The 23,836-nt window shown below is 50.2% G+C and carries 20 protein-coding genes and 1 pseudogene; all 21 read right to left on the bottom strand.

Translation table 11 applies throughout. The features are described from left to right. Positions 1 to 33 precede the first annotated feature (33 nt). Positions 34 to 1,038 carry a 4-hydroxythreonine-4-phosphate dehydrogenase PdxA gene (gene pdxA, locus D7024_RS01615; RefSeq protein ID WP_121450261.1) on the bottom strand — a complete coding sequence of 335 codons (1,005 nt, stop codon included), beginning with the start codon at positions 1,036 to 1,038 and terminating at the stop codon, positions 34 to 36. Beyond that, positions 1,035 to 2,294 (bottom strand): four-carbon acid sugar kinase family protein, encoded by a 1,260-nt coding sequence (locus D7024_RS01610; protein ID WP_121450260.1) that lies wholly within the window; start codon positions 2,292 to 2,294, stop codon positions 1,035 to 1,037. Before D7024_RS01610 ends, pdxA begins: the two co-directional genes overlap by 4 nt. Positions 2,295 to 2,313: 19 nt before the next feature. Then, positions 2,314 to 4,032, bottom strand: a complete 1,719-nt coding sequence (ilvD, locus tag D7024_RS01605; RefSeq protein WP_121450259.1) for a dihydroxy-acid dehydratase — start codon at positions 4,030 to 4,032, stop codon at positions 2,314 to 2,316. A 39-nt stretch (positions 4,033 to 4,071) separates the two neighbouring features. Further along, positions 4,072 to 5,316, bottom strand: a complete 1,245-nt coding sequence (locus D7024_RS01600) for a nickel pincer cofactor-dependent isomerase, group 22 (protein ID WP_121450258.1) — start codon at positions 5,314 to 5,316, stop codon at positions 4,072 to 4,074. Next, on the bottom strand, positions 5,313 to 6,542 hold the full coding sequence (locus D7024_RS01595) for a (Fe-S)-binding protein (protein ID WP_165859235.1): 1,230 nt from the start codon (positions 6,540 to 6,542) through the stop codon (positions 5,313 to 5,315). Before D7024_RS01595 ends, D7024_RS01600 begins: the two co-directional genes overlap by 4 nt. Next, on the bottom strand, positions 6,535 to 7,617 hold the full coding sequence (locus D7024_RS01590; protein ID WP_121450256.1) for an FAD-binding oxidoreductase: 1,083 nt from the start codon (positions 7,615 to 7,617) through the stop codon (positions 6,535 to 6,537). The genes D7024_RS01595 and D7024_RS01590 overlap by 8 nt, the downstream gene beginning before the upstream one ends. A 21-nt stretch (positions 7,618 to 7,638) precedes the next feature. Continuing rightward, entirely contained in the window at positions 7,639 to 9,042 is a 1,404-nt protein-coding gene (locus D7024_RS01585; RefSeq protein ID WP_165859234.1) for an FAD-binding oxidoreductase, read from the bottom strand. 51 nt (positions 9,043 to 9,093) lie between these two features. Then, positions 9,094 to 10,371 (bottom strand): TRAP transporter large permease, encoded by a 1,278-nt coding sequence (locus D7024_RS01580; RefSeq protein ID WP_121450254.1) that lies wholly within the window; start codon positions 10,369 to 10,371, stop codon positions 9,094 to 9,096. A gap of 25 nt (positions 10,372 to 10,396) precedes the next feature. Continuing rightward, entirely contained in the window at positions 10,397 to 10,870 is a 474-nt protein-coding gene (locus tag D7024_RS01575) for a TRAP transporter small permease (RefSeq protein ID WP_121450253.1), read from the bottom strand. A 101-nt stretch (positions 10,871 to 10,971) separates the two neighbouring features. Continuing rightward, positions 10,972 to 12,000: a TRAP transporter substrate-binding protein gene (locus tag D7024_RS01570; RefSeq protein ID WP_121450252.1), complete on the bottom strand. Its 1,029-nt coding sequence runs from the start codon at positions 11,998 to 12,000 to the stop codon at positions 10,972 to 10,974. A gap of 20 nt (positions 12,001 to 12,020) precedes the next feature. Further along, positions 12,021 to 12,869 carry a 3-methyl-2-oxobutanoate hydroxymethyltransferase gene (gene panB, locus D7024_RS01565; protein WP_121450251.1) on the bottom strand — a complete coding sequence of 283 codons (849 nt, stop codon included), beginning with the start codon at positions 12,867 to 12,869 and terminating at the stop codon, positions 12,021 to 12,023. A 165-nt stretch (positions 12,870 to 13,034) separates the two neighbouring features. Beyond that, positions 13,035 to 13,844 carry an IclR family transcriptional regulator gene (locus D7024_RS01560; RefSeq protein WP_121450250.1) on the bottom strand — a complete coding sequence of 270 codons (810 nt, stop codon included), beginning with the start codon at positions 13,842 to 13,844 and terminating at the stop codon, positions 13,035 to 13,037. Positions 13,845 to 14,125: 281 nt separating this feature from the next. Continuing rightward, a pseudogene (gene prfB / locus D7024_RS01555) lies at positions 14,126 to 14,269 on the bottom strand (peptide chain release factor 2); the annotation flags it as partial. 20 nt (positions 14,270 to 14,289) lie between these two features. After that, positions 14,290 to 15,432, bottom strand: coding sequence for a TolC family protein (locus D7024_RS01550; RefSeq protein ID WP_121450249.1), 1,143 nt, complete (start codon positions 15,430 to 15,432; stop codon positions 14,290 to 14,292). Positions 15,433 to 15,612: 180 nt separating this feature from the next. Further along, a complete protein-coding gene (locus D7024_RS01545) occupies positions 15,613 to 16,830 on the bottom strand; it encodes an ABC transporter permease (protein ID WP_121450248.1) in 1,218 nt (405 codons plus the stop codon). Next, a complete protein-coding gene (locus D7024_RS01540; protein ID WP_121450247.1) occupies positions 16,827 to 17,582 on the bottom strand; it encodes an ABC transporter ATP-binding protein in 756 nt (251 codons plus the stop codon). The genes D7024_RS01545 and D7024_RS01540 overlap by 4 nt, the downstream gene beginning before the upstream one ends. 141 nt (positions 17,583 to 17,723) lie before the next feature. Then, positions 17,724 to 19,262 carry an HlyD family secretion protein gene (locus tag D7024_RS01535; protein WP_121450246.1) on the bottom strand — a complete coding sequence of 513 codons (1,539 nt, stop codon included), beginning with the start codon at positions 19,260 to 19,262 and terminating at the stop codon, positions 17,724 to 17,726. A 35-nt stretch (positions 19,263 to 19,297) separates the two neighbouring features. Next, the gene (locus tag D7024_RS01530; protein WP_121450245.1) at positions 19,298 to 20,653 is read right to left on the bottom strand and encodes a sensor histidine kinase; all 1,356 of its coding nucleotides are present in this window, start codon (positions 20,651 to 20,653) and stop codon (positions 19,298 to 19,300) included. Between the two features lie 71 nt (positions 20,654 to 20,724). Then, positions 20,725 to 21,402: a response regulator transcription factor gene (locus tag D7024_RS01525; protein ID WP_121450244.1), complete on the bottom strand. Its 678-nt coding sequence runs from the start codon at positions 21,400 to 21,402 to the stop codon at positions 20,725 to 20,727. A gap of 466 nt (positions 21,403 to 21,868) precedes the next feature. Then, complete coding sequence (locus D7024_RS01520; RefSeq protein WP_121450243.1) at positions 21,869 to 22,594, bottom strand: hypothetical protein; 726 nt, start codon at positions 22,592 to 22,594, stop codon at positions 21,869 to 21,871. 128 nt (positions 22,595 to 22,722) lie between these two features. Next, a protein-coding gene (prfB, locus tag D7024_RS01515; protein ID WP_121450242.1) for a peptide chain release factor 2 occupies positions 22,723 to 23,824 on the bottom strand; the annotation gives its coding sequence in 2 pieces (ribosomal slippage) (positions 22,723 to 23,754 and positions 23,756 to 23,824; 1,101 coding nt in all). Between the last annotated feature and the right edge of the window lie 12 nt (positions 23,825 to 23,836).

The raw sequence follows: 23,836 nt of genomic DNA, 5'->3' as shown, positions 1-23,836 counted from the left end.
GCCCCTGTTTTTTGCGTACACCCGGGCTTCCAATCAGCCGGTGACAGTTACCTTCCTGCAACCCTGATTTAATTTTACTGCAATTTTAACAGCTTCCACCATGCTACGCTCGTCGGCAATTCCCCTGCCCGCGATGTCAAAGGCCGTGCCGTGATCTACCGAAGTACGAATGATGGGCAGTCCAACGGTTATGTTTACACCGGTTTCAAAACCCAGAATTTTTACCGGTATATGCCCCTGGTCATGGTACATAGCCACCACTGCATCATAATGACCTTTATAAGCCTTCAAAAAAACGGTGTCCGGGGGTAACGGGCCAGAAACCTGCACGCCTTCTTCCCGGGCCTTTTCTATTCCAGGCCTTATTTCCTCCCGTTCTTCACGGCCGAAAAGACCCCCTTCTCCCGCATGGGGGTTAAGGCCGGCGACGGCAATTCGGGGAGCCGGTATACCAAGAGCCTTTACAGCTTTATCGGCCAGTTTTATGACTTTATATACCCTTTCTTTTTTTACTAATTCGCAGGCCTTTTTAAGAGCCACATGGGTGGAAACATGGATTATCCTCAATGTTCCGCTTACCAGCATCATCGCGTAATCCGCCGCTCCCGTAAGCCTTGCCAGGATCTCCGTATGACCGGAATAATCCAGCCCCGCTTTATGAAGGGCCTCTTTATTAATCGGAGCAGTAGCTATAGCCGAAATTTTGCCTTCCAATGCGAGTTTAACGCCCACTTCCAGGTATTCATACGCAGCCCGCCCGCAAACCGGGGAAACTTTACCTGCTTCGAAGTCAGATAAAGATAATTTATTGACCGAAATGAAGTTTATATATCCCTCTTCATACTGTTCGGGCGTTTTTATTTCCTTAAGCGGAAACGATATTTTTAATAATTTCCTGTAGTACTCCAGTACAGGCCCGGAGCCCAAAATTAAAATCCTTGCCATATCAGATAATTGGGTGGAACTTGCAGCTTTCAGGCTAATTTCCGCACCTACACCCGCCGGATCTCCCATGGTTATTGCCACAAGAGGTTTCATTTTCCTTCTCCTCTCAAAAATCGCATTGCGTTTAATATGGAATCCCTGCTCCCGAAAGCTCCGGCTTTCGTGATTAACTTAAGCCCATGGAAGGGCCCTCCCATCAACAGCAGTTCCGGTAGTCCTGGTTCAATTTCCGAATCTATCCTGCACCCACCAGCTGAAAGTTTTTTAACAACATGAAAAGCCGTATCCCCACCCGTTAAAACCATGCCAGCCGGTTTCTTCAGGCTGACTATTGAAAGGGCGATATCTCCAAGGACTTCGGAAATTGCTTCGCTGGTATTTTGCGGGGAAAGCCCTTTTTGCCGTCCAGCTTCCAGCGCCTCCTTTATGGAATCCTCATCGGGCGCCGAAGCAATAACCACATTTTTCCCAGAACTCATAAACTCCAAACACAAACTCCGAACTCGTTCTATTTCCCGGACGGGAGAGATCAGGGACTTCTTTACATCCACTTTCACCAGCTCAGTGCTGCTATCTTCCAGAGCTTTATAAATCTGCATCCGGGTGACCCGGCTAACACTTCCTGCTATAACTAAAACCGGGTCAATCCTTAATTTATCCTTAAGACAATCTATCAGGGCTTCCGCTAAACCGGCGGAACCCACCCAGATCGTCCTTTTATTTAAATTCAACACACCCCTTGCTATCTTTATTAGATCATCATCGCTCGCCGCATCGAAAGAAAAAGTATCGCAATCTTTTAGTTCTCTTAGCAGAACTGCTTCCAGGTTCCGCCGTATTTCCTTTAAAGTCACATGCCTGACTTTAACACGCAGCTCGTTTTCCAGATAATCCCTTATATTTGAAGTGGTAATGGGAGCTCTCGGGTCCCTGGCCAGTTCAGTTTTATCTACCGGGATGCCCCTCAAAAAATGAATGCCTTCTTCCGTGGTACGGTCGTTTTTAGGAAAGGCTGGAGCAAATACGGTGAGTTCCGGCTTAAAAACCTCTCTAAGAGCGTTGAGCTCCATACCGATATTGCCTCTTAAAGTGGAATCAATCTTTTTATACACTATGGCCGCTTTATACTCTTTTACCGCCCTGGAAACCTCTTTAAGTTTTTCGTAGGCATCCAGAGCAGGAATGTTCCTGGTTTCGGTATCTATTACCAGTGCATCTGCCACACCTTCGTACCTTTGTATATCGCCCTTATCCATTACCGTAACTGTAAGGTAACCGTGCTTTACAAGCTGGGCTCCACTATCGTTGGCGCCTGTAAAGTCGTCGGCTATTACGATTACCCTGTACAAATCTTCTCTCCCCTTATTTTTACCCGATGGTTGCCCCCTCGGCCACCGATGTTGCCAGGCGGCGGTATAAACTCAAAACACCCGTACTTTCTTTTTTCGGCAGCACAGCATTTCTTCTTCGTTCTACAAAAACGGCCTCAATTTCCGCCGGGTCTTTTACCTGTCCTTCAGTACCAATTACGTCTAATCTACGGGCAGGTATATCCATGCGGATTAAATCACCATCTTTGACATAAGCCAGGGGGCCACCTGTATAAGCTTCCGGCGTTACATGCCCCACAGCAGGACCGCGGGTAGCACCTGAGAAACGACCATCGGTGATGAGCAAAACCTGCTGCGCTAATTCAGGTCTGGTATACAACGCCTCCGTCATCCGCAGCATCTCAGGCATACCGGATCCCTGCGGCCCTTCAAACCGGATGATGATAACATCTCCTGGAACAATTTGATCGGCCAGCAGGGCGGCAACAGCGTCTTCTTCGCTGTTGAAAACCCGGGCCCGGCCGGTAAAACAGTGCATTTCCGGCGCCAGCCCGGCGGTCTTAATTACCGCTCCTCCGGGAGCCAGGTTACCTTTCAAAATAACTATGTTGCCCTGCGGTTTAACTGGATTGTTACAGGTTTTTATTATAGCGTTGGGAGTTAAATTATAGTTTATCAGGTAACTATTTACCTCGGCAAAAAAGCCGCTTTCTTCCAGTTCACGCAAGTTTTCCCCCACCGTCTTGCCAGTCACGGTCAAGGCATCGAGGTGCAAGAAATCCCTTAATTCACGCATGATGGCGGGAACACCGCCGGCATACCAGAATAGCTCAGTTGGCCACTGGCCACCGGTTTTTAAACTAACCAGAACGGGAACTTTCCGGTTAACCCGGTCAAATAAATCGGGGTCTATTTTAATGCCCGCTTCTTTTGCTATGGCCGGTAGATGCAGCAAAGCATTGGTGGACCCCGAGATGGCCGCGTGCACAATAATGGCATTTTCGATATTTTTATGAGTTACAATGTCCCGCGGCCGCAAGTTCTGCCTGACCAGTTCCATTAATTGGCGGCCAGCCTGCCGGGCATACCGCCCAATCAGATTAGAATATGCCGGAACCAGAGCACTGCCGGGCAGGGCCAACCCCAGTGCTTCACTCATACACTGCATGGTGCTGGCTGTCCCCATAAACTGGCATGCCCCGGCGCTTGGACAGCAGTTACGGGTGTAATATCCCAGTTCCCTTAATCCCATTTTGCCTTTAAGAACCTGGTCACCGCAGCCGTACAGGATTTCAGACGACATATAGCCCGGCCCGCTCAGCATGGAACCGCCGGGCAGCTGTATGGCCGGCAAATTAACCCGCAGCATGGCCATCAACTGCGCAGGAATGGATTTATCGCAGCTGGCTATAAAAATGGCTCCGTCAATAGGGGTGGCCAGGGCGTGAATTTCATACATGTAAGCCATGATATCCCGGGAAACCAGGGAGTAATTCATGCCGTCATGGGCCATGGCCATGCCGTCGCAAATATCGGTAACTGTATAGCAAATTGGCTTACCTTGATGCTCGTAAACACTGATCCTGGCCGCTTCCACCAGCTTATCTAAGTGCTTGCTGCCGGGATGGCTATCTCCAAAGGCGCTATCGATTAAGATCTGGGGTTTAGCCAGGTCTTTTTCATCCCAGAGCGTGCCCATGCGCAGGCCATCACCCTGAAAATTAACCTGCCGCAACATTTGACTTTTAAGTTCCATCTTGCCAACCCTCCAGGGCAACAAATTCAAAGTAGTAAATTAAAACGCAAGAAGCAAATTCCCATCCGCATCAAACACGTCTGCAAGCGGTCCTTCCACAATGTTATAACCTTCCGGCAACTCTGGCCGCAAAGCCTCGCTAATGTAAAATTCTTTGAGTTCCAGGGTATTTTTAATTACCACCATGCGCACTTGCCCGGGGTCCACATAACGCCCGCAGGTTTCAATGGCAATTTTAATAGCTTCTTGATCATCAGGTGCAACAATTGGTACAAAGGCCCGCTCCAGGAAGGTAGAAGTGATGGTATTTATGTATGTTTTCTTCAGGTCAATCTTTTGGTAAAATCTCTCTGTTATAACATCGGCAATACCCATACCTAAAGCGTTACCGCCGCTGGCATCGGTAAGGTCAAGCACAACAATCCTGCGGGCCAACCCGGTTTTTTCACCGTACTCAGCAATCCGGAAACGACCGGTGACATTGGGATCAATGCCCACACCGCTTATGTTTTTGCCCATTTCCCGGACCACCAGTACATCCAGGTCCGCCACGGGCAACCTGGGCATCATTTGGCGGGCGCAAGACAATAATTCTGCGTCGCGGTCAAAAAATGCTTCCCGGGGCACTACTTCCACCAGTGCCGTCTCATCGAGCTTATTTTCCACAATGGCGATACCGCCCAACACGGGTAGCTTCTCCCAGATCACTTTAGCCGCTAAAGGAATTAGTTCGGTCAAACCACGCAAACCATACCGGTGAATGGTCTCTGCACCCTTTTGCTTGCCCAATCCAATGGCCAGCATTTTAACCAGGCCGCTTTCGTGCCGGGCATGATAATCCGTATGCGGCTTGATTCTATTTATCGCCACCAGTCCATCCATGGCCAGGGCATCCCTGGTTGCATAGACCGGGAAACCGTCAATTTCCTCAAGACACTCCACTTCCATGGAGGAAAGGAACTGTGCCTCCGTAGTAGCTTCTGTTATGCCGTATTGTTCTACCAGTTGCCTCTGACCCTGGGATGTAGCCCCGCCGTGGCTACCCATAGCCGGTATGAGATAAACCCTGGCCCCTTTATTTTGAAAGTACTTAACGGTTTCGGTTACAATGAGGGCCAGGTTACGGATCCCTCTGCTCCCTACTAAAATGCCAATTTTTCTGCCTGTGAAGTCCTGTTGCCCAAAATACTGCTGGAAGCCCCGGGTAATTTTAGTCCGGATCTCCTCAAGCGATAAACTGGGCGGCACCTCTAAATCCTGCACGCGGTATAAATTAAGCTTCATCTGCTCTCCCCCATTGCTTCCTCTAAGAATACGGCTAAAGGTTTTACCACCAGCGGCAGTGCCAATCTTTTGACCACGGCACCTAACTGCATTAAGCAGGCCGGGCAAGAAGTAACAACCTGCGCTGCCCCGCTGTTCTGGATATTGGCCAGCTTGGCTGCCGTGATCTTTTGCGCAAGATCGCGGTGTAAGATGCCGAAAGTGCCTGCCCCACCGCAACAGCTATCATCCTCCAGGTGGGGCTGGTAGGATGAACCAAATAAGCCGTCGAGCAGTTTTTGGGTTGGCTCTTTCAGGTTTTGCCCTCTGGCCAGATGACAGGGATAATGAAAAGTAAACTTTTGTCTCCCACTGCCTTTAACTGGGGACAGGTGCTCCCGCTCCTGGATCAGGATTTCCACCAGGTCCCTGAGCTTTGTCATGACCGGCACGGCAACGCCCAACCTTGCAGGGTACTGCTTTAAAACGCTGGCACAGGTGGAACAGTCGGTGACAATAAAATCAGTTTGCTCCCGGCTAATGAGCTCCAAATTGCGGCTTGCCACCTCCCGAAAGCCATCCACAGCACCCAAACTTAAAAGTGGTGCCCCACAGCAGTAATTGTCCAGCAGGGTTACGTCAGCCCAGCGGCGAAGCAAATTGATAGCCGCCAGGGCCGCCCTGTGGTAAAAAGTATTACTGGCACAGCCCACAAAGAAAGTAACCTTGTATTTACGTTGTCCGGTGGCAGGCAGTGTTATGCCCGTTCCGGGATTATCCCTTAACACCTGGCCATCAAGATACTGGCTTAAAAATGACCTTAGCTGGTAGGGGTCAGGTATCACACCAAATTTTTGATAATAGTAGGCCAGCTTAGCAGCCAGGGGTATAAAGGCTTTGTTTAAAAAGGCAAGGCGATAAAGCCTTTCCTTCCATTTATTTTTTGCCCCCTTAACTTCTAATAGCTGCTGGCGGTAGTACAAAACCACCTCTGCCGTGCGAACCCCGGACGGACACACTTTTGTGCAACTTTCACATAACAAGCACTGCTCCAGGCTTTGGATAATTTCTGGCGTTTTCAATAAAGCCTGCTCACCACTTTCAAGGTATTTGCGCACCAGAAAAAGGCGCCCCCGGGCCACATTTCCTTCATAATAAGTAGCTTTATAGGTGGGACAAATAACCTGGCATCCACCGCACTTGTTACAACGTAACAGCTCCTTATAAACCTGCTCCTTCTCAAGCATAGAACTCATCTCCAATAAATACTTGCGCCGGGTCCAATCTGACTTTCAGCTTGCGGACCAGGGTAATTGGATCATCATACTTAACCCCCGCTGTTTCACCGGGAACGCTATTGGTAAACAGTTCCCCGCTCAGGTAATCATACAAAACAAAATCACGCCGGTTAACGAAGTCAGTTATTTGCTGTTTATCCCAAACAATTACCCTGGCCTGGTGTTTCTTTTCGTTTAGAGAAAACAATTCCGCTTGAATTTCTGGTGCCGCAATGGGAAAGGCATCTGGTCCCAAAGCCTGTCTAATTTGCCCCTGCTCTTTTTCGACCTGGCCTGTGGTACCAAAGAGGGCAAACAGTACATTATATAATTGGTTTGCATCCGGCCAAACCCAACAACCTTTAAGAGAGTACAGCATCCGCTTAAGTTCTGCCAGTTTGCTGAAGATAGCTTGCGCATGAGGAGTCTTCCAAAGTATATAAACCATCTCATCAGGAACCGGCTTTAAAAAAAGCGTTACCTTGCTAATAAATCCATACACGCCTCCAGAACCGGCCAAAAAGCGGCTGACCTCATAACCGGTTACGTTTTTAACATTAGCGCCGCCAAAATTGAGCACCCCATAGGTTGAAATAAGTTCTATCCCGCCCATATAGTTGGCAATGCTACCATAGGCGTGCTCGAGCAGGTGCTTTTGATTAGAGGCCACCGTACCACCCAGCGTAGCCTGTGCCGGCAAAAACAATAAAGCAGGACAAAACTGCCCCTGTGGCCCCGTTAACTCTAAAATTTGACCTAAAGTTACACCGGCTTCGGCAGTTAAAGCCATATTCTCCGGGATATAGCTTATAATGCGGTTAAATTTACTCATGCTGACCAGCATATACCGGTCATGCTTAAGTTTTGCGGGTGAGATGTATCTTGTTAACCTGGTCAAATTACCCACGGGGCAAATTTCACGCCCGGAAGTTTCGGCCATTTTAAGCAGTTCCCGTATTTCTTTTTCATCCTGCGGGTAATAAACGGCGACTTCCAGGCCGTTAGATAGGTTAAATTCCCGCGCCATGATGCCAGTTGCCTTCATTACTTTCACCTACAATTGAGTTTAAATTGCTTTCTCCAGGTTTAACAACCAGGACGGGTCAAATGCCTCTTTAATTGCCTTTAAGAATTCTAATTCAGCTGGCTTAAATACCAGCTTAAGATAGGGACGTTTTTCCATGCCAATTCCGTGTTCACCCGAAAGGGTTCCTCCCAACTCAACTGCCGCCTTAAAAATCTCTTCCGCTGCCGCCTCAACTTGCGGCATTTCCCGCTCCCGGTCGCTGTAAAGCAGGTGAGGATGCAAGTTGCCATCCCCTGCGTGGGCTAAAAGGCCAATGGTAACCCCATGTTTTTGCCCAATCTCTTCTACCTTTTTAATCATGGCCGCTACTTTATGGCGCGGCACGGTAACATCCTGAACCACGTAATATGGCTTAATTCGGCCCAGTGCCCCGTTTACTGAACGCCGCGCAAGCCATATTTGTTCCCTTTCTTTACTGTCTGTGGCAACATCAACCCTCGTCACCTCATTTGCTCGCAATATCAGCATTACCCGGTTTACCTGGGCGTTTAAGTCTTCCTCCTCCCATCCATCCAGTTCAATCAGGAGCAGGGCCCGGGTATCCCGCGGCAGACCCAGGCCTACAAAGTCATCAATGGCGTGGGTAAGCTTCTGGTCAATTATTTCCATGGCGGTAGGCACAATCCCGGCCTTAATTATCTCACTTACCGCCTCTCCTGCCTGACGGAGATCATTAAAACTGCACAGCAGGGTTTTGCAGGCTACTGGTTTTCTAACCAGCTTGACCATAATTTGGGTCACCACACCCAGCGTTCCTTCCGAACCAACTATCAGGTCTACCAGGTTCGCGTCATTTACCCAGCTGTTAATGGCATACCCACCGTCTAACTGCGCCAGCTTGCCCAGGCAGAGTATTTTGCCTTCAGGAGTAACCAGTTCCAGACCCAGGACATGATCACGGGTGACGCCATATTTAACACACCGCATGCCGCCGGCATTTTCGGCCACATTACCGCCAATGGTTGCCACGTTCATACTGGCCGGATCGGGTGCAAACATATAGCCCCTGGCCTCAACAGCCCTTTGTAACTCTAAATTGGTTACCCCCGGCTGAACAATAGCATACTCCCGCTCCCAATCAATGGCCAAAATGTGCCGCATGCGGGTCAGGCAAAGAACAACCTCTCCCCGCTGAGGGACAGTTCCTCCGCTCAAGTTGGTCCCTGCACCCCGGGGCAGCGTTTCTACTTTGAACTTTGCAGCCAGAATGAAAAAAGTGGCTACATCCTGGGTACTTTCAGGGAAAAAGACAGCGGCGGGTTGACCAAAATAATGGGAACTGTCATAACTATAGAGGCTTAGTACCTCTTTGTTTACCACTAACTGGTCAACCCGGAAATGTTGGCGCAGTGCGCGCAGGAACAACTCAACGTTGCTATGCATAGCCCTTCCTTCTTTCATCTCGACTACTTCATATTGCCTATTTATTTATGCCTACTTCATAAAGATCTTTGGTAAGAGCAGACTGATGGAAGGGAAGTAGGTAATAAGCAGTAAAGCGATTAGAGAAGCAATTAAGAAGCCCCAGTTCGCCTTCACTATTCTTTCAATGGGCAATTTGGTCATGCTGGAAGCAACAAACAGGTTCACACCCAGGGGCGGTGTAATCATACCAATGGCCAGGTTAACCACCATAAGCAAACCAAAGTGGATGGGATCAATTCCCATTTGGACAACTACCGGGTAGAAGATGGGCGCCAAAATAATTATTGCCGCGTTGGTTTCCATAAAGGTACCAGCAATTAGCAACATTATGTTAATTAGCAACAATAATACATACTTGTTCCCGGCGATCTCAAGCATCATATTGGCTACCTGGTTGGGGATCATCTCCCGGGTCAAAATCAAGCCAAAGACCGCAGCGGTAGAGATTATCAACAGCACTATGGCCGAGCTAATGGATGAACGGGAAATGATTTGAAAAACTTCCTTCCAGGTAAGTTCTTTATAGACAAACACACCAACAATAATGGCATAGATTACCGCCACGTTAGCTGCCTCTGTAGGCGTAAATACACCGCCGTAAATGCCGCCCAAAATAATGACCGGCATTAACAGCGCAAGAGCTGCCTCCTTAAAAGCAACGAGCAGTTCTTTTAATGATACGGTTTGCCGATCAATATAGCCATTTCTTTTTGCCACCACATAGGTAATGCCCATCAAACACAGGCCAATTAAAAAACCCGGCAAAAATCCTGATAAGAACAAAGAGCCAATTGAAACACCTGTCACTACTCCAAATGTTACCATGGGAATGCTGGGCGGAATAATGACGCCAATATAACCAGATGTAGCCTGAAGGGCGGTAGCAAAACCCTCATCGTACTTTGCCTTAATCATGGCTGGAATCATAATGGAACCAATGGCCGCCACCGTAGCCGGACCAGAGCCGGAAATGGCTGCAAAGAACATCGAAGCCAGAATAGTTACCATCCCCAGGCCGCCGGGGAGGGAACCCACCAGCTTGCTGGCAAAATTAATCAGACGGCGGGATATACCGCCTTTCTCCATCAAGTTACCGGCAATCATGAAAAAGGGTACTGCCATAATGGGAAAAGTATCTACCGCTGTAAACATCTTCTGAGCTACAACGTGAACGGGAACAGAATGCGTTGCCCAGATATAGATAATGGAAGATAAAATCAGGCTATATGCAATGGGTACGTTTAATAGAACAAGGATGGCAAAGCAGAGAAATATTAGCCAACCCACTCTTTATCCTCCTTGAATTTAACGTTTAAAAATTCTTTATGTTGCGGCAGTAAGCTAAGGTAAAACAGATGGCCATGTAAATTATCCCAACTGGTAAAGCCAGATAAGGTATAACCATTGGTATAGCCATAGCTGGCGAAACTTGACCGGTTTTAATCTGGTAATTAACTATTACCCACGAATAGTTGACCAGGACCAGGGAGGTAGCCATAACAACGAGATAAGTTAAGGTTAAAAATAACTTGCTAGCCCTGGGCCCAAAAAGTTTCACAAAAAATTCGACACCAATATGAGCATTATTGGCCGCAGCTAAACCGGCACCGATAAAGGTGGCCCATACCATCAGGTAGCGCGCTAATTCTTCTGACCACGGCAAAGAACCCTTAATAACAAAGCGAAAAACCACCTGCAAAAACACCACAACGGTCATTGCTGACAACAGCAACCCAGCAAAAAAGGAACCGCTCTCCTTGATAATCTTCTCTATCCTGTCCAGCATAAACCCACCTACCTCTAAACAGTGGTATTAAAATAAGAGTTAGTCGGGGGCACGGAGACCGTGCCCCGTCACTACTTTTGCTCAGTTAATCCATACCCAAATTATTTATAGCTTTTGACTTTTTCAATCGCATCTTTGCCAATTTCAGCTTCAAACATCTGGTATACCGGCGACATGGCTTCACGCCACTCATTAATGTCAACTTCAATTACCTGCATGCCGCGGGACTTGAGCTTTTCTTTTAGCTCGGTGTCAGCCTTCTGAACGAGTCCCCGCTCGTAATCTCTCGCTTCAATGGCAGCACTCCTAATTTTATCCTGCAAATCAGCGGGTATGGAGTCCCACTTTTGCTTGCTAATCAATAGCGGTGCCGGGGCATAGAAGTGACCGGTCATGGAGAGATACTTCTGAACCTCATAAAACTTCGATGTTTCAATCTGAGCCAGCGGGTTTTCCTGGCCATCAACAGTCTTTTGCTGTAAGGCGGTAAACAATTCGCCAAAAGCCATGGGCGTGGGGTCGGCACCCAGAACCCGGAATGATTCCATGTGCACTTTATTCTCCATGGTACGAATTTTTAAGCCTTTAACATCGGAGGGGTGCACTACGGGACGGACAGAGTTTGTTAAATGGCGGAAGCCATTTTCCCAATAGGCCAGACCCACAATACCCTTTTCTTCCAGGGACTTGAGCAGTTCCTGACCAAATTCACTGTCCAACGTTTTGTAAGCATGTTCCCGGGTCTCAAAGATATAGGGCAGGTCGAAGACCATGAACTTCTTGGTAAATCCCATCAAAGGTGCGGTGGAAACCAGGGCCATATCCACCGTACCCATTTGCAAGCCTTCAATCATTTCCCGCTCATTACCCAGTTGAGAGCTATGGAAAACCTCTACCTTGACCTTACCCTGGGTCTTCTGGTCTACCAGCTCAGCAAACTTCTCCAGCCCCAAATTATAGGGATGGTCTGGTGCTAATACGTGACCTACTTTCAGCGTGATGGGACCGCTGTCACTGCTTTTTGCTGCGTCCGTCTTACCGCCAGTATTGGCACCGCCGCAGCCTGTCAAAGCCAGCGCTAACAAGGCCAGCACTAATAGCGGGGCAATTAGCTTCTTATGCTTACGCATAACTATTCCTCCTTGTCTTTTTATTTATTCAGCTCGGCCAGGAACTTTTCCACTTCTTCCCGGCTCATGGGGTAAACGTGTTCAGGACCGGGGAAATTTTTCTCCTTAACGTCGGCAACATAAGCTTCCAGGGCCTTTACTATTTCTGCATTCAAACTGGCATACTTCTTAACAAATTTGGGTGTAAAGCGATCGAAGAAGCCCAGCATATCGTGGACGATCAGGCACTGACCGGCACCATAGACACCGGAACCCAAGCTGATGATAGGTATTTTAACTGTTTCGACAATTGCTTTGTTAACTTCCGGCGGCACAGCTTCCACCAGGATACTGAAGCAGCCGGCGGCTTCTAATGCTTTGGCATCCTCAATCAGCTTAAGTGCCGATTCGGCAGTTCTCCCTTGAGCCTTAAAACCACCCAGTTGTGAAATTGACTGTGGCGTTAAGCCAATGTGTCCCATCACAGGAATGGTGGCTTTAACTATAGCCGCAATGGTTTCCGCCATCTCCCGTCCGCCTTCTAATTTGATCGCGTCCACCCCTGCCTCAGCCATGAGGCGGCCGGCGTTACGGATCGCCTCGTCCTTGTTCACCTGATAGGTCATATAGGGCATATCGCCTACAATGAAGGCCGTTGGTGCACCCCGGCGCACGGCCTGGGCATGGCGAATGATCATATCCAGGGTTACCGGCAAGGTAGTATCAAGACCGTATACCGTCATGCCCATGGAATCGCCCACCAGGATAATATCCACCCCGGCTTTTTCTTCTAACAAAGCCATGGGGTAATCATAGGCTGTTAACATGGTAATGGGCTCGCCTTTCTCGTATTTGGCATACAGGTCGGGGATCATTATTTTTTTACGCATTCTAATACCTCCTGTTGAAATGAGTTGTTCCGTAAAATGTTCTGTTTCGTGCAGTTTGCTGGCTGATTAAGAACAGGTTTTTCTCACCCCCCTCGAAAATGTAAGCCTGCCAGAGCCCATTTTCATTCACGGTGGCGGCGATGGATCACCATGATGGACTCCTAACTAACTCTTACGTTCTGGCACATAACCCAGCTGACGCGAAATGGCGGCAGCTACTTTTTGCAACAAAGCTATCAGTTTCCCGTCAGGTGAAGCCAGCTTGGCTTTTATCCTGTGCGCTGCACCCGACACGCTCATGGCGGCCACTATCTTTTGGGTCTGACCAAAAATGGGTACTGCTACGCAGATTAAACCTTCTTCTAATTCTTCATCATCTACGGCATAACCCTGATTATAAACCTGTTGCAAATGTGCTTTTAGTTGTTCTTTATCTGTTATGGTTTTCGGGGTACGCCGCTCCAACACCAGCTGTGCCAGTAAATCGACCCGTTCGGCCTCCTCCAGAAAAGCGAGCAAAACTTTACCTACTGCTGTACAGTATAAGGGCAGACGTTTGCCGACCAGTGAATAAGTAACCATAGCCCCTGGCGGCTCGTATTTTTCAACATAGATGCCCTCAATGCCCTCCCTTACGACAACATGTACAGTTTCATTTAACGTTTCGGCCAATTCCTTTAAAAAGGGCATCGCCACCCGCCGCAGGTCCATGTTCTTCATGACAATGGCACCTAATTCAAAAAGCCTGATGCCTAAACGGTATAATCCGGCACCTGTGTCGTATTCCAGGTAACCATGGTCCAGTAATGTGACCAGAAAACGGTGCAGGGTACTGCGGTTGAAACCAGTAATCTTTTGCAGTTCGGCAAAGGAAAGCTCCGGCCGGTCCAGCCGGAAGGCATTGAAAATTGAGATGGTTTTTTCAACAGATTGATTGGTATAACTGCGTTTTCCTGGCTTGTGTCCTGATTTCATATATGATACCTCTTACCCTATCTCAATATTTGAGATAACTAATCATATATTGAACATAGGTGTTGTTTCGACAAAAATTCGGTTTTTCCTGCTGAATAAACAAAAAAATGTCGCGAGTTAAAAAAATTTTTTTCTTCGAATTGACGCAATAATTAGATCTAATTGCAGCACCGTATGTTGTGACCAGGGAACTTCCTTCACCAGAACCTTCCTGGTGGTTTTGGCGATCAAAAAAGGGGCCACCCCTGGGCATAAAAAAACCAGTGCTCTTCGCACTGGTTCTAACCCTTTGCCTGCTGCCGCAAATAGGCGGAGATAAACTCGTCTATTTCCCCGTCCATGACCGCCTGGACGTTGCCCACCTCCACCCCGGTACGGTGATCCTTGACCAGGCTGTAGGGGTGAAGGACGCAGGAGCGGATTTGAATCACATGCCGCCGGAAGGCTACCCGCCGGTGCCGCTGTACGCAGGCGCCCAGGGTTTCTGGAACACCATTTTGTTGTAGGCATGCTGTGCGGCGAGTTCCGTCAGCGCGTATTTTGCCCTTGCCAGATTGACCTCCGCCGTCAATACATCAGCTCTGGTTGCCAGACCCACCTGGTACATGAATTGTTTGGCCCTGAGTTCCTCCCCGGCCATAGTTGCCGCCTGCTCCGCGGATCTATAAGATTCCTCCAGATTTTTTAAGGTATAGTACAGGTTGCGCACCTGCAGCCCTACAGCATCTTTGACGCTTTGGGCATCCAGTTCGGTCTGCTCCATTTCCGCCTGCCGGGCATCGTAGGGAGTGTACTGTCCCCTGGCCCACATCAGGTCGGTCGTATACTTCTTTTGCACAACCTCCTGTTCAGCCAGCCACACGGACGGGCTGCTTTCCAGCACCCGGTTTACCTCTGTGTCGAGGTTTGATACCTGCAGCGGATAAAACTCCAGCTTATCAACCAGAACCGGCCGGTCCTCTGGCCACAGCCCCACCAGTTGATTCAGCTCCACAAACGCTTTATCCAGCTCATTTTGCGCCGCCGCCAGTTCGCTTTCCGCTTTTACCATTTCCGCCCTGGCCTGTTCCAGCCCCTTAACGGCCGCAACCGTCCCGCCTGCCGAGTTACTCTGCAACTTACCGGTCAAACCCAGCCGGTATGCAGATTGGGACTTTTGCAGCTCCAGGCGGGCCAGCTCCAGGGCCAGTTCCTTTACCTTAACATTTTCCTGGGCCTTCAACACATTCCAGTACAGCTGGCAAGCAGCCAGGGTGATGCCGTCGAGCCGGGCATCATAACTTTTTTTAGACATGCGCCAGGTCAGGTCTGCCTGTAACAGGGAAGCCCACGCCGCTTCCACCTGCGGGTCGTAACCGCTGCCCCCGGTGGGGGTGAAGTCAAGCTGGTCCGCCGCTTCCTCACGCAGCGCTTCAGTACGTTTTATTTCCAGTTCGGCTTTTTTAAGCGCCTTGTTTTGCTTAACAGCCATCTCTATGGCCTTGTTCAACGAAAGCTCAGGCCGGGCGGGTTCCCCGGCCATTGCAGGCTGCAGTACGTTAAAAAAGGCCAGAGCTGCCATGAAAATTGACAAAATCCATTTTTTCATAACTTTACCTCCCATCGCGTAGCGAGTTCCAACAACAGTTCTAACCTCTGACATCTGACTTCCAACGTCCAAATTTGCCGGGAACCCGCCGTAGGCTGAGGTCGAGCGCTAGTTTGGCCTGCGAGGCTCACCGGAGAGCGCGTGCAAAACGGCGGGCAGGTGCTATTTTCGGAACAGTTTCTACCTCTCGAAGCGGAGCGCTTCAATGGGGTTCAGGCCTGCCGCCTTCCTGGCGGGGTAATACCCGAAGAATATGCCCACCGCCGCCGAGAAACCCGCGGATAATAATATGGAAGACAGCGTGACATACGTCGGCCACCCGAAAGCTTTGGAGATTACCCTGGAGCCGACGATTCCCACGAGAATTCCCGCAACCCCGCCAATCAGGCAGAGAACCAGGGCTTCCACCAGGAACTGGTTGCGGATATTGCTCTCGGTAGCCCCCACCGCCATGCGCAGGCCGATCTCCCTTGTCCTCTCCGTAACGGAAACCAGCATAATATTCATGGTTCCTATACCGCCCACCAGCAGGGACACGGCCGCCACACTGGCCAGGAGCAGGGTCATAACGGTAGTGGTGCTTTCCGCGGTTTCAAGGACGGAAGTTAAATTGCGCACGTTAAAGTCGTCAGAGTTAGTGCCAACCAGACGATGCCTCTCTCGCAGCAGGTTTTCTATATTGCTCTGCACGAAATTCATACTTTCCGGCGTTTTGGCCTGGACATTGATCAGGCGGACATATTTTACACCCATCAACCTTTTCTGAGCCGCACTTACCGGTATGTATACAACGTTATCCTGATCCTGACCGGTCAGGGAAGCGCCCTTGGGGGCAAGAACACCCACAACAGTAAAGGGTAATTTATTTATCCTGATCGTTGAACCCACCGGATTGGTGCCGGGCAGGTAAAGGTTGTCAACCACCGTTTTGCCCAGAACCGCCACCATGGCAGCACTTCTTACGTCATCTCCGGTAAAAAACGATCCCGCGCTGACAGGCCAATCTTTTATCATCTGCATTTCCGGGGTGGTGCCGACAACCTGGGCGGTCCAGGTCTGGCTGGCGTAACCTATGGTGGCGTTGGTACTCAACTCCGGTGCCACATGGGCCACCATGCTCAGCCCGGCTATGGCTTCTGCGTCTTCCAGGGTGAGGGTGTTGACGCTGCCCGAGGCCCCGCGCACGGGTCCCTGCCCGGCCCCGGGGAAGACTATAAGCAGGTTTGAGCCCATGCTGGCAATCTGGCTGGCAATCTTTTTACTGGCGCCCTGCCCCACGGAGATCATGATTATGACTGCAGCAACACCAATGATAATGCCGAGCATTGTCAGGAAAGATCTCAACTTATTTGCCCTCAAGCCGTTTATTGCCACTTCTAAATTATGTATAAAACTCAAGTTAACGCCTCCCTTTCTTCCGGAATGGCTGCCAGATCCTCGGCGGCGTTCCTCGGGTTCGACACCGGGGTATCGCCCAAAACACGGCCGTCCTTCACATTAATCAGGCGGCGGCAGTACAGGGCGATGTCTTTTTCATGGGTGACCATCACCACAGTGATGCCTTTTTCGATATTCAATCTCTGAATTACCGAAATAATCTCCATGCTTGTCCTTGAATCAAGGGCACCCGTAGGCTCGTCCGCCAGGATTAAGGAAGGGTTGTTTACCAGGGCCCGGGCTATGGCGACTCTTTGCTGCTGGCCCCCCGACAATTGACCGGGAAAGTGATGTGCATATTTTGACATCCCGACCCAGTCCAGGGCCTCTTTTGCCCTGTCCGCCATCTCTTTCTTCCCCACCCCGGCATAGACCAGCGGCAATTGAACATTGGCCAGTACCGGAAATCTTCCCAGCAGGTTGAAACTTTGAAAGACAAAGCCAATCCTTTTGTTGCGGACAAGGGCAAGCTGGTTTTTGTTCAGCCGGGAAACATCCTCGCCGCCCAGGTAATAGGTTCCCCCGGTAGGCCTGTCCAGGCAGCCCAGAATGTTGAGTAGGGTGCTCTTGCCCGAACCGGAAGGCCCCATGATTGCAACCATTTCACCCTCCTGGATGGTCAGACTGATACCCTTTAAGGCGAAGACCTGAGTTTCCCCCATGTTATATACTTTTTTGATGTTTTCCAGCATGATCGCCGTTTTCCCGGCCATACCGCATCACCATCCGAAGCTGTTTTTCTGTAACATTTCAGTGAAATCACCTGTTATGTCGCGGCGAAAACCTTCGCTTACCCCCTGGTATTCGTCAAATACGCATTCCGGCTTGCTTACGGACCAAACCGGCCGCCCCGGTCAGCGCATTCCGCCACCTCCAACTCGAGGCATGCCGCCGCCTACGGCACCAGGCATAAACGGCGGGTTGTTGCCCTGACTGCGCACGCTGGCAGCCTCCTGGCCAAGAGACCCTACCACCACCCTGTCTCCTTCATCAAGGCCAGCTAAAACTTCATAGCTTGTGAGGTCCGATAGCCCCAACACAACGCGCCGGGGCACGGGGTTGCCGGATTTGTCCAGGACAAGGACGAAGGCCTGCTGCTCCCGCTCATTTCCTCTTGCCGGCCCGGAAGTCCCGGCTGCATTGCCGCTGCCGCCGCGGACGGAACTGACACTACCGCCGGCCTGTAAACTGTTCGGGCGGCCGCCACCAAACCCGCCCCCGGACGATTCCGGCTTCAGGGCACCGCTCTGCCTCATTTTATTCAGGTAACTGACAGCATAAGTCACGGCACCTTTAGGTATGGTGAGGGTGTTCTCGTGCCTCTCAACAATTATGTTAACATTCGCGGGCATTCCGGCCATTAATCCCTGCTGGTTTTCGTCCAATTGGATAATCGCATCATAAAGCTGCACGTTTGATTCCGTGTACGCCTGAGGGGAGATGCTGCTTACCCTGCCGGTGAAAGTTTTGTTGGGGAAGGAGTTAACCGTAAATTCTGCCCTTTGTCCCACCTTCAGCCTGCCAATGTCAGCTTCGTTAATCTGGGCCTTGACCTGTAAAGCCTGTGAAATAACAACAATAAACCCGCCTCCGCTGGTATTATTGTTGTTGGCCACAGCTCGCTGGCCTTCCGAACCATTTATTGCACTTACAATACCGTTTATGGGGCTGACCATCCTTGATTCCGCAAGTTCTTTTTGGGCCATTTGAAGCTGGGCTCTACGGCTTTCCACCTGGGCGGCAGCCGCCGCGATATCTTCCGGACGATTACCCGCCTGAAGCAGCTTTAAAGATTCCTCAGCTTGCTTTAATTTAGCCTCCGCGGTAACATAGTCATTAACTACTTTATCAAGGTCTGCCTGTGAAATGTATCCTTCCTGATAGAATTGTTGATAACGTTCCAGGTTGGATTTTGCCAGGTCGTAGCTCGCCCGGGCCATTTTGACGTCTGCCTCGGCCCTGGCTATTTCTTCCGGCCTCGCGCCTTTCTTTAAGAGTTCCAGTTTGGCGGTCGCTTCCTTCAAATTTGCTGCAGCCTGACTTACCTGCGCTTCCAAATTAGCAGTATCCTGTTCGGCCAGAAGCTGTCCTGCGGTCACGCGATCGCCCACTTTAACGTATATTTTCTTAATTACTTCCGAGTTTTTGAAACTTAACGAAACAGTACTTACCGGCTCCACTATACCGCTGGCCGGGATGGTACTGGTGACAGTACCCCTCTTAACGGTTTCGGTAATGTAATTGCCCTCTGCTTTTTTGGCTCCTCCCAGAACATAAAAACCTGCCAGCGCAAGGACAATAATTGCTGATATCCCAATTATTATTTTTCTTCTTTTTAAGCCACTGGAAAGAATATTTAGTTGTTTCAAAAAGAAATTGGGCTCGCTTTGCATGACGTTTCCTCCTCGTATTCCGGTCGACAACCAGTTTAATCAATGCCCCTTGACGGGATTTTAACCGTCGAAGAGACACCGCCCCTCTCATTTTTCAGGTTGATCTCTCCCCGGTACATTTTTACGATCCGCTGGACTATGGTCAACCCCAGCCCGAATTTGCCCTCCCGCCCTTTATGGAAAGGCTGGAACAACTGGTCGAGGATGTGGGGCTCAATCCTGGAACCGTCATTCCAGAAAGAGAGGACTATCTCCGTTTTTTCATCGCTTAACCCGAGGCTGATCTCAAGACGCGAAACCGCATAACGCAGGTGATTTTCCAGCAGGTTCTCAATCATAACCCGCAGGACCTCTTCATCTCCAGAAATACTTACCGGCTGCAAATCCAGCTGGCATGATATTTCCGGCCGTTGCGGGCATAGACGCTGCACTATATTCTCAATCAACCTGTCTAATTTTACCTTTTTTTGAACCTGTTCCCGCGTTGCCAGGTAATCAAGTCGTGTTAAGTAAAGTAACTGTTTAACCAGCTTTTCCAGGCGTGCACCTTCCTCGTCGATCACCTGGATGCTGCCGGCCAGATCGCCTTTCGGGTAGACCCCGTCCTGGATGGCCTGGGCATAGCTGCGGATCACCATGACCGGTGTTTTCAACTCGTGGGAGATATTCTGCAGCATGGACTGCTGCATTTCATCCTGGCGAACAAGCTGCCGGCGCATAATCTCAATGGAGCGGGCCAGCCGGCCTATTTCATCACCCCGCTTTACATCCAGGGGTTCGTGCCAGTTGCGGTTTGCAATACGCTTTACATGCCGTTCCATTTGAATCAAAGGCTGGGTTAAGTAACGGGCAATAAAAAGAGAAGCAAACCAGCTGATTATCAGAGCAATGCCGGTAAATACCATAAAGTTGAGCAATAATGATTTTATAAACCTGTCTTCTTCCGATTTTCTTATAAGCGCAACCTGATACAGGGGACGCCCGTAGGCCTGCTCTTTTCTTATGACATAGCGAACCGTTTCCTGGCCACGATTATATTCATACAGTTGTATGGATGTTTGCTGTGATACGGCATTTTGCATAATTTCCTGTATTAACGAAGAGGAGAACATTTGTTTGGCCTGTTCGGGTATGGTTGTCCCGTCTTCTAAAACAATAAAATCACGAATACGAAAGTCCCGGGAACCTAGAACAGGTGGTCCGGGAGGTGGTCCGGGAGGTAACGCCTCTCCCCTGGCATTTTTTTTCGGCGGTACGTGTGGTTCCATCATGGTAACTGTAAAAAAGTTGCGAACCAGAAAGGGCATGATGAGTATGACAATCACATACACCAGCAGGCTGACCAGCGAAAGGGCCAGCCACATTTTTACTGTCAGCGAAATTTTTTTCATCAGGCATCATCCTGCGTTCAATAACAGGTTATTTATCGACCGGCAGTTAAAGAGGCAGCAGTTTTTTACCATCAGCGAAATTCTTCATTAGCATTCAACCTGTAACCAAAACCATAGATGGTTTCGATACGGAGATCCGGCATTTTTTTCCGCAAGCGTCGCACCAGATCATCCACGGACCGGTCGCTGCCGACGTAATCCACCCCCCATACGTGGTTGATAATCTGTTCCCGGGATAGGGCCTGTCCCCTGTGTCTGGCAAAATATAAAAGAAGGTCGAATTCCTTTGACGTTAATTCAATGTTGTCCTGTCCCTTAAGAACTATTCGCCTATCTTCATCCAGAACATAGGGACACAGGTTAATCAATGAGTTTTTTGGCGTTGATTTGTAAACCCGTTCCAGGAGACGGTGTACGCGAATAACCAGTTCCCGGGGTGAAAACGGTTTTGCCAGGTAGTCATCACTTCCCATCTCCAGGCCTATGATTCGATCCAGATCGGCATCCCGGGCCGATATAAAGATAACCGGAACCTCCGGCGACACCTCCTTGATGCTGCGCAGGAGCTGGTACCCGTCGATATCGGGAAGCATGATATCCAGAATCCAAAGATGGGGATGCTCTCCCACGGCCTGCAGGGCGGATTGGCCATCGTAAAAGGACCGCACTTCCCAGCCCTCTTTCTCCAGATAGGAAACCAGTATTTTGCTCAGGTTTACTTCGTCTTCAACCAGGTACACACGGTACAAGCGCCAGCCCCCCTCTCTTTTTCTGTAATTTATACCACGTATTATACCAAAAGCCGGGCCAGGACGCTCCTCACTGGCCGCCGGTCAGGCATTACCTGGGCAGCTTCCAGGGGCTTCAAGAACAATCTCCCGCTCAACCCGTAACCGGTAAGTTATGTTTTACTTTATATTAAGCAATTATGTGGCACCACACTTAAATTAATATATTACAGGTGGATTACGGAAAAATTATCAAGGAATTGTGGGAAATCGTGAAAACCGGTTTTTCGTGATCATATGCTTCTGTACAGGCCGGGCATGATGAGCATGACAATCACATCCACCTGCAGCCCGGCCGGCGAAAAGGCCGGCCGGTTTATCTACTTTAGAAAGGCACGGCGTTGTCCCGCTAACTCCCTGGGCTTCCGCATGGGACAACGCCGTGCCTTTGTAGTTAACACGCAGTGGGGCTATCAAAATTTTCCTGTCATTGATTTGTTTTCGACAGCATCTCAGACAGCCCCTTGTTTCTTTCCTGCAGCTGTTTCAAAAGCTGCGGCAGCAGCTCTTTAATCCTGGCTTCATCACCGGCCTCCACTGCTTTTCTAAACTCATTCATCAACTGCTTTTCTTCGTCAGCCTGGGACGAACCGGGTCCCGGCACGCGCGGGCCTTCTTTACCGAGCCCCAGCTTTAAGAGCTCCTCCCTCGCCTGTTCCGGTGTCAGCCTGCCGTTCTCGACATCTTTACGAATGGCTTCGACTTTTTCTTTCACCTCAGCGGGCAGTTGGGGCGGTTCCCCTCTGCCAAGCCCCAGTTTTCTGAACTCTTCCCTTGCCTGTTCCGGCGTCAGCTTGCCGTTCTCGACATCTTTACGGATGGCCTCGACTTTTTCTTTCACCTCACCGGATATTTGAGGTCTTTGCCTTTGCACCGGTGCCTTTTCCTTCAACTCACCCATTAATTGCTCCCGCTCAGCAAGGGCATTTTTCCACTCTTCCAGAATTTCCGGAGTATACTTGCCAACCATTTCCATCAGCTTTTGCTCATTTTGCTGGCGCTGCTCACTGTTAAAGCGTTGGTGGTAGGCAAATCCCTTTTTAACAGGCATATCCTTCCGGGCAGTGACGGCATTACCGGCAAAAGCGGCAGCTGGAACCAGCAGCGACAATGCCAGGGCAGTTGATATAATTCTCGTCTTCCATTTGTTCATTACTCATTCCTCCCTGTAAATATTTAGTATGTATGTGGCGCCACACTTAAAAATATACAGGTGGAATGCGGAAAAATTATCAAGGAATTGTGGAAAATTGTAAAAAACCAGTGCTCTTCGCACTGGTTCTAACCCTTTGCCTTCTGCCGCAAATAGGCGGAGATAAACTCGTCTATTTCCCCGTCCATGACCGCCTGGACGTTGCCCACCTCCACCCCGGTGCGGTGGTCCTTGACCAGGCTGTAGGGGTGAAAGACGTAGGAGCGGATCTGGTTGCCCCAGGCAATCTCCGTCTGCTCACCCCGCAAGGCGGCCAGTTCGGCCTCCTTTTTCTTCATTTCCAGGTCTAAAAGCCTGGCCCGCAAAAGCTTCATGGCCGCGTTGCGGTTGGCAATCTGGGAGCGCTCGCTCTGGCACTGGACCACGATGCCCGTGGGCAGGTGGGTGATGCGCACCGCTGACTCGGTTTTATTCACGTGCTGCCCGCCGGCCCCGCTGGAGCGGAAGGTGTCTATCTTCAGGTCCTCGGGCCTGATTTCCAGCTGCACATCCTCTTCCACCTCGGGCAGCACATCCACCGAGGCAAAGGAGGTGTGCCGTCGCCCGGCGGCGTCAAAGGGGGAAATGCGCACCAGCCGGTGGACACCCTTTTCCGCCCGCAGGTAGCCGTAGGCGTTGGGTCCGGCCACGGAAAAGGTGACGCTTTTTATGCCAGCCTCATCCCCGGGCAGCATATCCATGATGGCCACCCGGTAACCCTTTTCCTCCGCCCAGCGGGTGTACATGCGCAGGAGCATCTCCACCCAGTCCTGGGCTTCGGTGCCGCCGGCCCCGGCATGGAGGGAGACAATGGCGTTCCCCCGGTCGTAGGGGCCGTTCAACAGCACCTCCAGCTCCATCTTCTCCACCTGCCGGGCCAGCTTCTTCAGCTCCCCGGCCACCTCCCGGGCCACCGCCTCGTCCTCCTCCTCTTCCCCCAGGGCCAGGAGGACGGCCAGGTCCTCGTGGGCCCGGGCCAGTTCCTGAAAACGGGTGACCCGGTCCTTTAATGCGGCCAGTTTCTGCGTCACCTGCTGGGCCTGTTCCGGGTCGTTCCAGAAGCCCGGGTCCAGCATGGCTTCCTCCAGGCGCTTTATTTCCTCTTCCTTTTGGGCAATGTCAAAGAGAAACCCTCAATTCTTCAATGCGTTTACCCAGGTTTTCCAGTTCCCGGGACAGTTCGGCGTACATAACCTGTTCACC

Origin of the sequence: Desulfofundulus salinus (assembly GCF_003627965.1) — a bacterium.
In the GTDB taxonomy this organism is placed as follows: domain Bacteria; phylum Bacillota; class Desulfotomaculia; order Desulfotomaculales; family Desulfovirgulaceae; genus Desulfofundulus; species Desulfofundulus salinus.
This window is presented reverse-complemented; position numbering and strand designations above follow the sequence as displayed.